Annotated in this window: 12 protein-coding genes; 11 read left to right on the top strand and 1 reads right to left on the bottom strand. The window is 45.2% G+C overall.

Annotated elements, in window-relative coordinates; genetic code table 11:
• The first annotated feature begins 198 nt into the window (after positions 1 to 198).
• The 11 genes from ciss_RS12915 (at position 199) to otsB (ending at position 14,659) form a co-directional block, all read left to right on the top strand.
• A complete protein-coding gene (locus ciss_RS12915) occupies positions 199 to 1,521 on the top strand; it encodes a histidine kinase (RefSeq protein ID WP_235837309.1) in 1,323 nt (440 codons plus the stop codon).
• Positions 1,511 to 2,266, top strand: coding sequence for a LytR/AlgR family response regulator transcription factor (locus tag ciss_RS12910; protein ID WP_075866690.1), 756 nt, complete (start codon positions 1,511 to 1,513; stop codon positions 2,264 to 2,266). Before ciss_RS12915 ends, ciss_RS12910 begins: the two co-directional genes overlap by 11 nt.
• A gap of 118 nt (positions 2,267 to 2,384) precedes the next feature.
• Entirely contained in the window at positions 2,385 to 4,328 is a 1,944-nt protein-coding gene (acs, locus tag ciss_RS12905; protein WP_075866689.1) for an acetate--CoA ligase, read from the top strand.
• A gap of 104 nt (positions 4,329 to 4,432) precedes the next feature.
• Entirely contained in the window at positions 4,433 to 4,807 is a 375-nt protein-coding gene (gene acpS, locus ciss_RS12900; protein WP_075866688.1) for a holo-ACP synthase, read from the top strand.
• Position 4,808: 1 nt separating this feature from the next.
• Positions 4,809 to 6,383 (top strand): NAD(P)H-hydrate dehydratase, encoded by a 1,575-nt coding sequence (locus tag ciss_RS12895; protein WP_075866687.1) that lies wholly within the window; start codon positions 4,809 to 4,811, stop codon positions 6,381 to 6,383.
• A 179-nt stretch (positions 6,384 to 6,562) separates the two neighbouring features.
• Positions 6,563 to 7,681, top strand: coding sequence for an alanine dehydrogenase (ald, locus tag ciss_RS12890; RefSeq protein WP_075866686.1), 1,119 nt, complete (start codon positions 6,563 to 6,565; stop codon positions 7,679 to 7,681).
• Between the two features lie 76 nt (positions 7,682 to 7,757).
• Positions 7,758 to 8,864, top strand: a complete 1,107-nt coding sequence (gene alr, locus ciss_RS12885; protein WP_075866685.1) for an alanine racemase — start codon at positions 7,758 to 7,760, stop codon at positions 8,862 to 8,864.
• Between the two features lie 204 nt (positions 8,865 to 9,068).
• A complete protein-coding gene (locus ciss_RS12880; protein ID WP_075866684.1) occupies positions 9,069 to 10,259 on the top strand; it encodes a glycosyltransferase family 4 protein in 1,191 nt (396 codons plus the stop codon).
• 20 nt (positions 10,260 to 10,279) lie between these two features.
• Entirely contained in the window at positions 10,280 to 12,475 is a 2,196-nt protein-coding gene (locus tag ciss_RS12875; protein WP_075866683.1) for an amylo-alpha-1,6-glucosidase, read from the top strand.
• A gap of 11 nt (positions 12,476 to 12,486) precedes the next feature.
• The gene (locus tag ciss_RS12870) at positions 12,487 to 13,920 is read left to right on the top strand and encodes an alpha,alpha-trehalose-phosphate synthase (UDP-forming) (protein ID WP_075866682.1); all 1,434 of its coding nucleotides are present in this window, start codon (positions 12,487 to 12,489) and stop codon (positions 13,918 to 13,920) included.
• Positions 13,904 to 14,659 (top strand): trehalose-phosphatase, encoded by a 756-nt coding sequence (gene otsB / locus ciss_RS12865; RefSeq protein WP_075866681.1) that lies wholly within the window; start codon positions 13,904 to 13,906, stop codon positions 14,657 to 14,659. Before ciss_RS12870 ends, otsB begins: the two co-directional genes overlap by 17 nt.
• On the opposite strand, the gene ciss_RS12860 is transcribed toward otsB, so the two are convergent.
• A complete protein-coding gene (locus ciss_RS12860; RefSeq protein ID WP_075866680.1) occupies positions 14,613 to 15,512 on the bottom strand; it encodes an MBL fold metallo-hydrolase in 900 nt (299 codons plus the stop codon). The two genes, otsB and ciss_RS12860, sit on opposite strands and share 47 nt — an antisense overlap.
• Positions 15,513 to 15,687 lie beyond the last annotated feature (175 nt).

Here is a 15,687-nt window from a genome sequence, read left to right as displayed (position 1 = left end):
GTTTTACGGAGCCAAAGGAAGCCCTACCCTGTTAATTGAAGAAGTGGCGGTGAGCGGAAGTTAGGGGGTTAACACCCTCTTTTTTTTTTCTTAAATTTTTTAGCCGGGATAAAAATTGTTTTTCCCAAAAAAATGAATATTTATTTTTTGGAGTTTTAAATTATAATAATATTAAGAAAATTTCAACGAGGTGAGAGTTTGGAGCCTTTTTTAAAGCTATTTCTTTTAGCGGTGATAATGACAGCTTTTGAAGGGTTTTTTGGATTTTATGTTTTTTTTCCGGAAGGCTTAAAGCTTTTACTGTCCGTTATTCTCCTGTTTTTAATTAATTTTCTTGGAGTATATGTCGCCAGCCACTTTTTTCGCTCTTTTAGAGTGATTACTTTAAAAAAAGAAGTGCAGGACCAGTTAAATCCGCTCATGCTGGCCAATGAAGCTTTGCCGATTATCAAGCAGGGATTAAATGTCGAGACCGCCGGAAAAATTGCCGAAATAATTCAGCGGATTAGCGACATGGAAGCGGTAGCAATTACGGACCGGGAAAAAGTGCTGGCGTATGTGGGGGTTGGTTGCGAACGGCATAAAATAGGGGATCCTATCCGGACCTTTGCCACTAAAGAAGCCATCCGCACCGGGGAGCTTAAAATAATTGACCACAGTTTAAAATACATTTGCTCGGTTAAAGACTGCGACTGCCCCCTCCAGGCGGCGGTGGTTGTTCCTTTGAAAATTCGCGGCCAGGTGGTGGGCACCATTAAGCTTTACCAGACGAAAAAAGGGGAGATGCCGGCCCAAACAGTTAAACTTGCGATGGGGATTGCCCAGATCTTAAACCTGCAAATGGAAATAGCCGAGCTTGACCGCCAGGCGCAAATGGTGACCCAGGCCCAGTTGGAAGCGTTGCAGGCCAAGATAAATCCGCACTTTCTCTTTAATACCCTAAATACCATCATCATGTTTAACCGGACCAACCCGGAATTAGCCCGAAAACTTCTAATTCATCTGGCAAAGTTTTTCCGGCAAACTTTAAAAAAACAGGGGATGTTTGGCACGTTAAAGGAAGAGCTGGATTACGTCAATACTTATTTGGTTCTGGAAAAAGCCCGGTTCCGGCAAAAGCTAAGAATTATCAGGGATATTGACCGGGAATTACTGAATTATCAGTTTCCGGTGTTAACATTACAACCACTGGTGGAAAATGCGGTGAAACACGGTATTACCCCTAAAGAATCCCAGGGTACGGTTTTAATCCGGATTAAGCGGGATGGGGAAAAAATTCACGTGGAAATAAAAGATGATGGAGTGGGGATTTCTCCCAGCATGATTGGCCGGGTTTTAGAACCTGGATTTGGCTCGGGGACAGGGGTTGGGATGTCCAACGTCCACGAACGTTTGCTTAGTTTGTACGGCCGGGAGGCGGGCCTTAAAATAGAATCGAAGTTAGGGGTGGGGACTACCGTAAGCTTTTCCATCCCGGCGTTTAAAATTGAAGAAGAAGGGGAGAGGGAAAATGAAAATTAGGACGCTCATTGTGGATGATGAGTATCCTGCCCGGCAGGAACTGCGTTTTTTATTAGGGGAGATTCCGGAAATTGAAGTGGTGGGGGAGGCGGCAACGGCCAGCGAAGCCCTTGCTTTAATCAGGGCGGTGGATTATTCTTTGTTGTTTTTGGATATTGAAATGCCGGGACTTTCCGGGCTTGAGTTAGCTAAGGAAATCAATGCCCTGCCCCACCCACCGTATGTGGTTTTTGTTACCGCTTATGACGAGTATGCCTTAAAAGCGTTTGAAGTAAATGCGGTGGATTATTTACTAAAACCCATTGAGCCCAAAAGGCTAAAGAAAACCGTAGAAAAGGTAAAGAAACTTATCCAGGAAAACGGTTTACCCAAAGGGGAAGATGCTTTTAACTCATACCGGTTAACGGGCAGACTTGACCGGATACCGGCCGAAAAAGGCGGGAAAACGGTTTTGGTGGGGGAACAGGATATTATTTTTGCGTATACCGAGCAAGATTACGTTTACCTTAAAACTTACGAAGATAGGTATTTTACCCGCTTTACCTTAAAGGAATTAGAGGCCCGGCTTAATCCTACGGTATTTTTCCGCTGCCACCGCTGTTTTATTGTCAATCTGCAAAAGGTGAAAGAGATAATACCCTTTTTTAACGGTACTTATACTTTAGTGGTGGAGGATAAAGAAAAAAGCGAAGTTCCGGTAAGCAGAGCCCAGGCGAAAAAATTAAGAAAAATCCTCGGACTTTAAACCGTTAAAAGCAAAAAAAAAGCGTTTTAACGGCTTTTTTTTACCTTTCACAATCAAAAACTGGATTAATAACCTTTGCCAAAATTATTATATAAAAAAAGGAAAAAGGAGGGGGCTTATGAGCGAAAGTTTTGATGCGCTCTTGCAGGAAAATCGTATTTTTGAACCGCCGGCAGAGTTTAAAGAAAAAGCCAAGGTTTCGGACTTATCCCTTTATGAATGGGCCGAGCGGGATTTTTTAGGTTTCTGGGCGGATGCGGCCAAAGATATCGAATGGTTTTCGCCCTTTGAAAAAGTGTTGGATGATTCCGAGGCGCCTTTTTACAAATGGTATACCGGTGGGAAATTAAATGTTTCTTACAACTGTGTTGACCGGCATACCAGGACGTTTCGCCGGAACAAAGCAGCGTTAATCTTTGAAGGAGAACCGGGAGATTCAAGAATTTTAACTTACCAGGAATTATACCGGGAAGTAAACAAGTTTGCTAACGTTTTGAAAAGCCTGGGCGTCCAAAAAGGTGACCGGGTTACCATTTATATGCCGATGATTCCCGAAGCGGTAGTGGCGATGTTAGCCTGCACCCGCATTGGAGCACCCCACAGCGTCGTGTTTGGTGGCTTTAGTTCGCAGGCTTTGAAAGACCGGATTGATGATGCCAAGGCCAAGCTTTTAATAACCGCCGACGGTGGTTACCGCCGGGGAAGTATTGTTGAACTCAAGAAAAATGCCGATGCGGCTTTAGAAGGGGAAACCACCATCGAAAAGGTGGTGGTGGTAAAAAGAACCGGGCAGGAAGTGCCGATGACCGAGGGCAGGGATTACTGGTATCACGAGTTAATGGCCAATGCGGCTTTATACTGCGAGCCGGAGCAGTGTGACGCCGAAGATATGCTTTTTATCCTTTACTCCTCCGGCACCACCGGCAAGCCCAAGGGTATTCAGCACACCACCGGCGGTTATCTGGTAGGGGTCCATACTACCTTTAAGTACATCTTTGATTACCGGGAAGAAGATATTTACTGGTGCACCGCCGACATTGGGTGGATTACCGGGCACAGCTACATTGTTTACGGCCCACTGTCGAACGGTGCAACCGTTGTGTTATATGAAGGTGCTCCCGACTGGCCGCAAAAAGACCGGTTCTGGGAGATTATTGAAAAATACCGGGTAAATATTCTTTATACCGCTCCAACAGCCATTCGTACCTTCATGCGCTGGGGGGAGAAGTGGCCTAAAGGACGGGATCTGTCCAGCTTGCGGCTCCTGGGAACGGTGGGTGAACCGATTAACCCTGAGGCCTGGATCTGGTATTACGAAAATATCGGCGGCGGCCGCTGTCCGATAGTCGATACCTGGTGGCAGACGGAAACGGGAATGATTATGATTACTCCTTTACCCGGCGTAATTCCCACCAAGCCCGGTTCGGCTACCAAGCCTTTCCCCGGGGTGGAAGCGGACGTGGTCAATGAAAAAGGCGAATCGGTTCCTCCCGGACAGGGTGGCTATTTAGTGCTGAAAAGACCATGGCCGGCAATGCTCCGCACTTTGTACGGAGATCCGGAACGGTATAAAAACACCTACTGGAGCAAGTTCCCGGGCTGGTATTTTACCGGTGACGGGGCGAGAAAAGATGAAGATGGCTACTTCTGGATCTTGGGACGGGTTGATGATGTCATTAACGTTTCCGGTCACCGGATAGGTACCATGGAAGTGGAAAGTGCTTTAGTGGAACATCCGTTGGTTGCAGAAGCGGCGGTAATCGGCAAGAGCCATGAAATAAAAGGTCAGGCGATAGCTGCTTTTGTCACCCTGAAAGAAGGGGTAGAGGGTACGCCGGAACTTATTCAAGAGTTAAAACAGTTTGTGGCTCAGAAAATCGGAGCGTTGGCCCGTCCGGATGACATCTTCTTTACCGCCGAGCTTCCCAAGACCCGTTCCGGGAAAATTATGCGCCGCCTGTTAAGAGACATTGCCGAAGGCAGGGCCTTGGGCGATACCACTACTTTGACCGATCCGGCGGTTATTCAACAGATTAAAGAACAGTATAAGGACGAGGGTTAAAAAGCCAGGGAAAAATCCCTGGCTTTTTTCTCGGTAATTAGACATTTCTCCCTAATTTAAGGTAAAATACTGGTAAGAAAAACTTGGCAGTAAGGTGTGGTGTTGTGTACACTACCGGTATTGACCTGGTGGAAGTGAAAAGGATTAAAAAGATTTACGAGCGTCACGGGGAGCGTTTTTTACAAAAGATTTATACCGAGCGGGAAATTAGTTACGCTTTTTCGGGAAGAGAGCCGTTCGGACGGCTTGCTGCCCGCTTTGCGGCCAAGGAAGCGGTGGCCAAAGCTTTAGGGTGTGGCCTTGGCAAAGTAAGCTTTAAAGATATTGAAGTTTTATCCAAGCAGGGGACTTTACCGGAAGTGATTTTACACGGTTATGCGGCAAAAATTTTTCAGGAAAAGGGCTTTACCGGAATAAGCATAAGTTTAAGCCATGAAAAGCAGGTGGCGGTGGCGATTTGCATTATGTGGAGGGGTTAAGATGCTTTTATTGACCGGGCGGGAGATGGCGGAGTTTGACCAGAAAGCGATTAATGAATACGGGATTCCGGGAATTGTTTTAATGGAAAATGCGGCTTTAAAAACCTTTTATAGAATTAAAGAGATTTTGGGGGATGTTAGCGGCAAAAAAATTATCCTTCTGGTGGGAAAGGGAAATAACGGTGGAGATGGATTGGCCCTTGCCCGGCATTTGGCCAATGCCGGGGCCAAAATCCGGGTGTTTTTGCTATTTAAAGATAATTTTAAAGGGGATGCTTTAATTAATTTTAACATTTTAAAGAAAATGAGCGAAAAAATTTATGAGGGGATTACCGAAAATTTAAACCTTTTAAAAATCTCCCTGATTGATGCCGACATGGTGGTGGATGCGATTTACGGCACCGGTTTTCGGGGGGCGCTACCGCCGGAAATCCGGGAAGTGGTGGAGATTGTCAACCAGGCGGATGTAGTTAGGCTCGCGGTGGATATCCCTTCGGGGGTAGACGCCGGCACCGGTCAGGTGGAAGGCGTTGCTTTTCAGGCCGACTATACGGTGACCTTCGGGTTTCCCAAAGTGGGACAAATCCTTTTTCCCGGGCGAAAATACTGCGGGGAAATTTACGTGGAGGATATTTCTTTTCCGGAAAAACTAAAAAAAGAGTTTTACGTTCGGCGCTGGCTTATTGAAGAAAAGCTAGTTAAAAAAATTTTAAAGCCGGTGGCAGCGGATACCCATAAAGGACGCCAGGGTTTTGGGTTAGTGGTCGGAGGGTCAAGGGCTTACTCGGGGGCGCCTCTTCTATCTGCAAAGGGATGTTTGGCGTCAGGAGTAGGCGGGGTTTACCTGGCGGTACCGGAAGAGTTATTTAAACCTTTAGCGGGTAAGGTACCGGAAATTATTTTAAGGGGAGTGCCGGCAGCATCCGGGCAATTGGCGCCGGAAGGTTTTTTTATGCTCAATGAACTTCTTTCGAAAGTAAAGGCAGCGGTTATTGGACCGGGAATGGGAGAGCTAAGCGAAAGCAAAGAAGCTTATCTTTCTTTTTTGGAAAATTGTCCTTTGCCGCTGGTGATTGATGCCGATGGTTTAAATAATCTTGCTGGTCACCTGGCGGTTTTAAAAAAGCGAACGGCGCCTACGGTTTTAACTCCCCATTTGGGTGAAATGGCAAGGCTGCTTGGGATAAGTATTGAAGAAGTGAAAGGAAGGCGCGAAGAGCTAGGAAAAGAATTTGCAAGAGAGTATAATGTCTACCTGGTTTTAAAAAGTGAAACTACTCTAATTGCCGTACCAGCGGGGGAAGTTTGGTACCTGGCGGGGGGCAATCCCCTTTTAGCCAAAGCCGGCAGCGGCGATGTTCTGTCTGGCTTAATAGCCGGCTTTTTAACCCAGGGTTATAAGCCCGGGGAAGCAGCGATTTTAGGGGTTTATTTTCACGGTAGAGCTGGAGAATTAGCTTTAGAGGAACAGGCGGAAAACGGCTTTTTTATTTCCGATATTTTTTCGTATTTAAATAAAGCTTTCCGGACTCTAGGGGTTAACAGTGGAAAGAAAAATATCCATTTGGAAAGATAAGTTTCCATAGTTTATAAAGTTTTGTTTAATCTTATAACAGACTGGAAAGTTTTATTTCCAGTTTGTTATTTTTTTAGGGAATTTTCGGGGTTTTTTGACGCCAACTGATATTGGCACTAAAATTGCTTAAACTAAATATAGCATTGGTTTTACTTAAAAAATTTGGGGGTGAATTTTGGATGATTATCGGTGTACCTAAAGAAATTAAAAACAATGAAAACCGGGTGGCGATTACTCCTGCCGGAGTTGAGGCTTTAGTTGCGGCGGGGCATAAAGTGGTGATTGAAAACAACGCCGGTCTTGGCAGCGGGATAACCAATGAAGAATACATAAAAGCGGGGGCGGAAATTCTGCCAACCGCTGCCGAGGTTTTTGCTGCTGCCGATATGATAATGAAGGTAAAAGAGCCACTACCACCGGAATACCCGTTATTTAAGGAAGGACAAATTCTTTTTACTTATCTTCACCTTGCACCGGAACCGGAACTTACCCGGGCTTTAATGGAGAAGAAGGTTGTAGCTATTGCTTACGAAACCATTCAGCTTCCCAACGGTAGCCTGCCATTACTAACTCCTATGAGCGAGGTTGCCGGGCGGATGGCGGTCCAGATCGGTGCTCGCTTCCTGGAAAAGCCTCAGGGCGGTCGGGGTATGCTGTTGGGGGGGGTTCCCGGAGTTCCGCCGGCCGAAGTGGTGATTATTGGAGGCGGTGTCGTCGGTACCAATGCCGCCAAGATGGCTATGGGCATGGGAGCTCACGTGACTATTCTTGATAAGAGTGCCGACCGGCTTAGATACCTGGATGATGTCTTTTTCGGCAAAATAACCACCATGATGTCCAACAGCTACAATATTGCCGAAGCGGTGAAAAAAGCTGACTTATTGATCGGTGCCGTCTTAATTCCGGGAGCCCGGGCACCCAAATTGGTAACGGAAGAGATGGTTAAGACTATGAAACCCGGTTCGGTTATCGTTGATGTGGCTATCGACCAGGGTGGTTGCGTTGAAACTATTGACCGGGTAACTACCCACCAGGATCCGATTTACGTTAAGCATGGAGTTGTCCATTATGCCGTTGCCAACATGCCCGGGGCGGTTCCGAGGACTTCAACTTTTGCTTTAACCAACGTAACCTTACCGTATGCCTTGGATATAGCCAATAAAGGCTGGGAGCGGGCGGTAAGGGAAGACCGGGCCTTAGCTTTAGGCGTTAACGTTTTAGACGGTAAAGTTACCTATAAAGCGGTAGCCGATTCCCTGGGCTTACCTTATACTCCGCTGGAAGAAATCCTCGGTTAGAGAGCAAAGGGGTGGATAATTCCACCCCTTTGCTATATCATTAAAAAAGAAAAGTTTTCTGGTAGGTGGAAAAAAGATGCGTCCGGTATGGGCAGAAGTTAATTTGGAAAATATTCGCCATAATTTCCGGGAAGTAAAGAGACTTGCCCGGATGGCGGAGGCGATGCCGGTAATAAAAGCCAATGCTTACGGGCACGGAGCGGTGGAAGTGGCAAAAGCTTTAATTGGCGAGGGGGCTAAACGGTTTGCGGTGGCCATTCTCGATGAAGGAATAAAGTTACGAGAAGCGGGGATAGAAGTACCGGTTCTTATTTTGGGTTACACTCCCCCCGAAGAGGTGGAAAAGCTTTTATTTTATAACCTGACTCCAACCCTTCACCACCGGGAATTGGCTTTAGCGTATCAGGAAAAGCTGGAAAAGTTTAAGAAAACTCTTTCGTATCATCTTAAAATTGATACGGGAATGGGGAGAATCGGATTCTGGTATGAAGAAATAGAAAAGATTGAGGAAGTATTAAAACTAAAAAATTTAGAGATGGAGGGAGTTTATACCCATTTTGCCAGGGCGGATGAGCAAGATTTAAGTTTTTCCAAGCTGCAAATAGAGAGGTTTAATATTGTGTTAGATCACCTGAAAACCAAGGGGGTTGAGGTAAAGTACCGCCATGCTGCCAACAGCGCCGCAATAATGAGGCTTCCCGAAGCACACTACGATTTGGTACGACCGGGGATTATGCTGTACGGCGAGTACCCGTCCCGGGAGGTACCCCGGGAACTTGCCCATTTAAAGCCCGCTTTAACTTTAAAAGCCAGGGTTTCTCAGGTGAAAAAAGTACCGGCGGGCTTTCCGGTGAGTTACGGTAGCACTTACGTAACTTTCAAATCTACCCTAATTGTTTCGCTACCGTTAGGTTATGCCGATGGTTATTTTCGCCGTCTTTCCAATCAAGGGGTGGTTTTATTAAACGGCAAACGCTGGCCCGTAGCCGGGCGGGTTTGCATGGATCAATTGATGGTAGCGGTGGATGAAACCGAAAGGGTAAATCCGGGAGATGAAGCTGTTCTCTTGGGAAAGCAGGGAGAAGAAATGATTACCGCTACGGAAGTGGCTGACCTGGTGGGAACTATAAATTATGAAGTTTTAACCAATATAAGTTACCGGGTTCCACGAATTTATGTGTAAAATTCAGCCATAAAAAATATTTATGGATTTTGAGGCGGAAAGCCTCTTTTTTTATGTATTTGAAAAGAAAAGTCGAATATGGTATAATTTTATTGACACACTTCTTTTTTCCTGCAAATTATCCCCTCATAAATTCTACCACTTCAACATAAACTTTTAGGGAAGCGGTTTTCTTTAACTATCCAGTAAATCAAACAATAAAAAATGGGAGGTGATAGTATTTATACAATTGCCAAGCTCCACTGGGCTTTTCCGCCAATTATCGGTGGGGTTGAAACGCACCTGGCGCTTTTGTGTCCGGAATTAACCCGACGCGGCTATAATTTACATCTTTTAACCGGTGCGGTTAATGGTGAACCCGAAGAGTTTGATTTCCACGGAATGCGGGTTCGAAGGCATAGATTCTTAGATTTAAATTCTCTTTCACCACAAATTATTAAAGAAAACCGCAGGCAAATAAAAGATCTCCTCCACTCCTTTCTCGATGAAGTCAATCCCGAAATAATCCATCTCCATAATATGCATTATTTTAGCCCGGACCATTTGGAGTTTTTGGTGGAGTATAAAAACCACCGGAAAAAGCCATTGGTATTAACCGCCCATAATGTCTGGGAAGATGATTTATGGCAGGAAATGCTTGCTTTTAAAGACGAGTGGGATTACATCATAGCGGTAAGCGATTTTATTAAAAAAGAGCTTATCCGTTTTGGCTTTGACGAAGAGAAAATTACCACCGTTCACCACGGGATTGATACCGAAAAATTTAAACCCGGCATATCGCCGGATAATCCTTATGCTAAGATGGAGTTTTTCGCCGGGAAAAAAGTTATCTTTCATCCGGCTCGCATGAGTTTTGCCAAGGGCTCCGATTATGCGGTAAAAGCCTTTGCCGAAGTTCAAAAACTATTTCCCGATACCGTCCTGGTGATGGCGGGGACCAAGAAAACGGTGGACTGGGGTGGGGTCCAGCAAAAAGAAGTACAGGAAATTATGAAGCTTGTGGAAGAATACGGTCTTTCGGATAAAGTTTACGTCCAGTTTTTCAACTGGCAGGAAATTCACTGGATGTACGAAATTGCCGACATCTGCATTTATCCCAGTTCCTTTGAGGAACCCTTTGGTTTGGTAATGCTGGAAGCGATGGCTTCCGGGAAACCAATTGTGGTGACCAATTCCGGGGGAATGCCGGAAGTGGTTCAGGATGGAGTAAACGGTTTTGTTATCCCCAAAAGAGACGCCGGCTCTCTTGCCCGGAAACTAAGCTTACTTTTGCACGATGCCGAGTTACGCCGGAGGATGGGTGAAAGTGGCCGGAAAATTGCCGAGGAGCGGTTTACGGTTAAAGTTATGACCGATAATACCGAAAAAGTTTACCAGAAGCTATTAAAACATTAAGGGAAACGGGAGTGGTGTGGATGGCGCTTGATCGGCAGTTAGACGAAGACCGGTTTCGGATTGCCCCCAAGGAATTTCAGCCCCGGGTGGAAGTTTTAAAAGAAGGAGAAATGTTTTTAACCGCTCTGCCCGATGGTTCAATCTGGGAGGGGGATTTGAGCGGTCTTGGGTTATTTTACCGGGATACCCGGTTTTTAAATCGACTATTGATGTATTTAGAGGAGTTTGAACCGTTACTTCTCTCCTCCCTAATTCGGGAAAGCCATTTTGCCCAGATTGAGCTTACCAACCGGGAGTTCCATCTGCCGGATGGGGTCTTACTGCCGCTTCAGTCCATCCACTTCCGCATCACCCGGGTTTTAAAAGAAGGGTTGTATCAGCGGCTTAGAATTATTAATTTTAACTCTTTCCCGGTAACGGTTAATCTCACCTTTTCCGCCGGAGCGGATTACGTTGATATTTTCGAAGTCCGGGGAACGACACGCCAAAACCGGGGGCGACTTTTACCGGTTTGCCAGAAACATAACGGTTTTACCTTTGCTTACGAAGGCCTTGATCATTATTATCGCTCTACCGACCTTACCTTTTATCCGGAGCCAAATCGGGTCTGGGTGGATGGCGATAAAGGATTTGCCCGCTTTACCTTGACTCTTGAACCTCACAAAAAATACTTTCTCTACCTGCAAATAATTCCCAGTATTGCCCGGAAGATTGAGTGTGAAGACGATCCATACGTCAAAAAAGAAATGAGTATTGGGTTTTCCAAAGCGGCAATCAATCTCAACAAAGATTACCTTAACTGGCAGCGCCAGTGTACCAAAATTGAGACCAACAATGAAATAATAAACCAGATGATTAACCAGGCGGTAACGGATTTGCGGGCGTTAATTTCCGAATACCCGGAAAGCGGAAAAATTATCGAAGCTGGGATTCCCTGGTTTGCCGCTCCCTTTGGCCGGGATTCTTTAATTACTTCCTGGCAAACGCTTATCTTAAATCCGGAAATAGCCAAAAACACCCTCAGGTTTTTAGCCCATTATCAGGGCAAGGTCCATGACCCCTGGCGGGAAGAACAGCCGGGGAAAATTTTACATGAAATCCGGCGGGGGGAAATGGCGTTAAATCATGAGGTGCCCCATACTCCTTACTACGGGACCGTTGATGCAACTCCCTGGTTTATCATTCTTTTAGGTGAAGTGTTCCGCTGGACCCATGATGAAAAGCTTTTGCAGGATTTAGCGGAACCGTTAAAAAAAGCTCTTTACTGGTGTGAAAACTACGGGGATATGGACGGAGATGGGTTTATAGAATATTTGCGGCAGTCGGAAAGCGGACTTTTAAACCAGGGGTGGAAGGATTCCTGGGATGGAGTTATTGACCGGGATGGTTCCTTACCGGAAGGGCCTATAGCATTGGTAGAAGTGCAGGCTTATTATTATCTGGCGTTACTCCGGGGGAGTGAACTATTGCAATTTTTAGGGGAAATTGAAGAAGCGTTGCGGCTACGCCGCAAAGCTTTAAAGCTTCAGGCCAAATTTATCAAAGCGTTCTGGATTGAGGACGAAGATTTTCTCGGTTTTGCTTTAGATGGGAAAAAAAGGCTTATTAAAACCACCGTATCAAATCCGGGCCATGCTTTATTTACCGGGATTCTGCCGATAAAGTTAGCCCACAAAGTTGCGGAAAGATTGTTTCGCCAGGACATGTATTCCGGCTGGGGTATCCGAACCATGAGTGCCAAGGAGAAACCGTATAACCCCATGAGTTATCATAACGGTTCGGTCTGGCCCCATGATAACTCCATCATCGCACGGGGTTTAAAGGAAATTGGTCAGGAATTTTTGTTAGAAAAACTTGTGACCGATTTGGTGGAAGCAGCCAGGTACTTTAATTACTACCGCTGGCCGGAATTATTTTGCGGTTTTACCCGCCGGGCCAACGGCGGTCCGGTTCGGTATCCAATAGCCTGCGACCCGCAGGCCTGGGCGGTGGGAAGCGTATTTATTTTGCTGCAAAGCATTCTCGGTATCTTTTGCGATGGCGGTGACATCAGGATAGTAAGACCAAATTTACCCGGCTGGCTTAGTGAAGTATATTTAGAAAACCTCAGAGTTGGAAACGGTAAGGTTGACTTAGAGTTTAGCCGGAGCCGGGGAAAAACTTACTGTAACGTTGTGAAAAGGGAGGGAGAGGTGAAAGTTTTGATAGAACCGTAGGAGGTGAAGGGATGCGAAGTAATCTTTTGGTGGTATCTAACCGGGGACCTTTTACCATTGAAGAAAATAACGGCAGTTTAAAGTGCCGTCCGGCGGTAAGTGGACTTGTGTCGGCGGTCCTTCCCGCGGTAAAAAAAATCGGGGGAACATGGTTAGCCTGGGCAGGGAGATTTGCGGAAAAGCCTGGGGAAGTCCAGGCGGTAATTAAAGACGAGTTTCAATTTGTGGAAATCCTTTTATCCAGAAAAGAAGTAGAGGGGTATTACGAAGGTTATGCCAACGGAGTTCTCTGGCCCCTTTGCCACCTGATGCCGGAAAAAGTAAAACTTTCCGAAGAAAATTACCAAATCTACCGGGAAGTTAACTATAAGTTTGCCCAAAGGGCAGCTGCATTATTGCGTTCAGGAACTTTGTTGTGGATTCATGACTATCACTTAGCTTTAATGCCCCACTTTATTCGCCAAAAAAATTCCTGGCAGCGAATTGCCTTTTTCTGGCATATACCCTTTCCGCCGGTAGAACTGTTTACCATTCAGCCCTGGGCGGAAGAACTGTTACGTGGCCTTTTAGGAGCGGATATTATAGGTTTTCATATTGATGATTACCGGGAAAACTTTTTACGGGCGGTGGAGCGGGTTTTAAGGCTTCCGGTAAATTACGAGTGGGGTACCGTTTATTATAATGGACGAGAAATCCTGGTTAAGGCAGTACCGATTGGTATTGAAACGAAAAACTTTCAAAAGGAAGTGCCAGAAATTCCGGAAATTAAGGAAGAAATTGCGGGACAAAAGGTTTTTTTGGGTGTTGAAAGATTAGATTATACCAAAGGGTTAAAAGAAAAAATCCAGGGGTTTGCCCGCTTTTTGGAAAGTAATCCCGAGTACTGGGGTAAAGTTAAGCTTTTACAGGTGGCGGTACCGACCCGGGAAAATATTGACCAGTATCAAGCTTATGCCCGGGAGGTTTTAGCCGAAGCAGCAAAGGTAAATGAACGTTTTGGAAACAACCAATGGCAGCCTATAAAAATTTTAAAGCGAAATTATAGCCAGGAAGAACTTATCTATTTATACCGCATTGCCGATGCGCTGGTTATTACCTCCCTGGAAGATGGGCTTAACTTGGTGGCTAAGGAATATATTGCTTCTAAAAAAGAGCCGGGAGTGCTTATTTTAAGCAAACGGACGGGAGTTGCCCGGCAGCTGGGGGCTGCCCTTTTGGTTAACCCCTATTCGCCGGAAGAAATTGCCTTGAAATTGAAAGAAGCTTTAGAAATGCCGGATAATCTTAAGAAAAAGAGTTTTTCTTTCTTAAAAGAACAGGTTATCTTAAAAAACAATGAATGGTGGCTGGAAAATTTCCTGGGAAAAGAACTCAGGTTTATGGATACAGGTTTTGGCAAATACTACCGCAAACGGGGTGAAAAGAAAGTTGGAGCTATTGACTGAACTTTCCGGCCGAAAAATACTGCTCATGACCGATTTTGACGGAACGATAGCGGCTTACAGAAAAGACCCGCGCAAGGTAAGTTTAGCCAGAGATATGGTGGCAATCCTGCAGAAATTTACCCGGCAGCCAAATCTTAAATTAGCGGTAGTTTCCGGTCGGGGACTTCAGGATTTAGAAAACAAGGTAAATATCCGGGGAATTACTTTAGCCGGCTGTTTTGGAGGAGTATTTCGGGATGAACGGGGAAAAGTTCATACCTGGGAAAAGGCGCCTTATTATTTTGGACCGGTGGAGGAGTTAACGGAATTTTTTTCCCGTTTTCCCGTTTTTAAAGAAGTTTATATTGAAAAAAAAGAAATTGCCCTGACTTTACATTACAAAGATTTGGGAGTAAAGAAACGGCGGGAGGTATTAAAGGTAATTGAAGAAGCCCGGGGGAAAAACCCTATTTTTAACTTTCACGTGGGGGATAAAGGAACCGAAATTATCCCGCAGGGATTGGGTAAAGGATGGTTTATTCAGAAAATGTTAAAAAAATACCCAGACTTTTATCCGGTGTTTTTAGGGAATGACTGGGTAGACCTTGAGGGAATTGAAGTTTTAAGGGGGCAGGGGTTAGCTTTTTACGTAGGGGATACCCCGCCCCCGGGAAGTCACGGGCTTTCGGGAATAAAAGAAGTGAAAAAGCTTTTTAAGAAGCTTTTGGCAGTAAACCAAGCCGCTTTAAATGCATCTTAATACCGGTGATTTCCCACATTCGTACCCAGGGGTCAATTTTTTGAAACTTTAAGGGATAAAAGATGGAATTATCGGCTATTTCTTCGATGGTGTACCCTTTTTGCCACAATGTTTTAATTTTTTCTTCCCGCAGGGCGATTATCTCTAAAAAACGGTCTAACCGGGGTAAAAAGTTTTTCTTTTCCACCATTCCTTCTTCGTGCCCCGTTATGTAGTATTCGGCATCAACTTCCCGTAAAATTTGGGAAGATTTGATAAACAGGTCGATATCACCGTCGGGAGCCATGTAAAAGGGGCCAAAGGAAGTTAAATCGTAATCTCCGGTGTAAATTACTCCGAGGTCCGGAAAATAAGGAAAAACATAGCCCGGGGTGTGGCCGGGGGCTTTAAGAAAAATGGTTTTAATTCCGACAATTCTAATTTCTGCCGAAGTTGGATATGCTTCTTTGGTTTTTTCGATAACCGTTACAATATCGGGACGATTGTACGGCGAAAGGGAAGGGCTTTTAAAACCCTTTTTTATTTCTTGAGCCCACCAGTTCGGGTAATCTTTACCGAAGTACTGTCCGGTTCCAAGACGCCGGGCAAATTCCCTTAAATCCGTAAGGGCCGGTAAGTCATCCGCATTTAGAAAAACGGCCGTGGTTTTTGGAAAAAAATTAACCCCCCAGACGTGGTCGTAGTGATAATGGGTTAAATAAATTTGCTGAACTGAAAGATTTCTAAGAATATTTCCTGCCCCGGGATCGATTAAGGCCTGTTTTCCGTTACCTTCGAGAAGCAGACTGGTGCAGTAGGGAAAACGGCTATTATTTTCCCCGGGAATAATTTTAAGTGGTCCGAAATCTTGCACCTTTCTCCCCCCTCTTCTTTACTATCTTAACAGAAAAAAATTAATCCGGCTATGCCGGATCAGGGGGTAGAGGGTGATATTTTTTTTAAATAAACAGGAAAAATGGAAAAATTACCGAATTCTTAAAGTAGTAATTATGGTATGTAGGTTTTTCAGAAAAGGTGCAGGGAGGCAT

Origin of the sequence: Carboxydothermus islandicus (assembly GCF_001950325.1) — a bacterium.
GTDB lineage: Bacteria > Bacillota > Z-2901 > Carboxydothermales > Carboxydothermaceae > Carboxydothermus > Carboxydothermus islandicus.
This window is presented reverse-complemented; position numbering and strand designations above follow the sequence as displayed.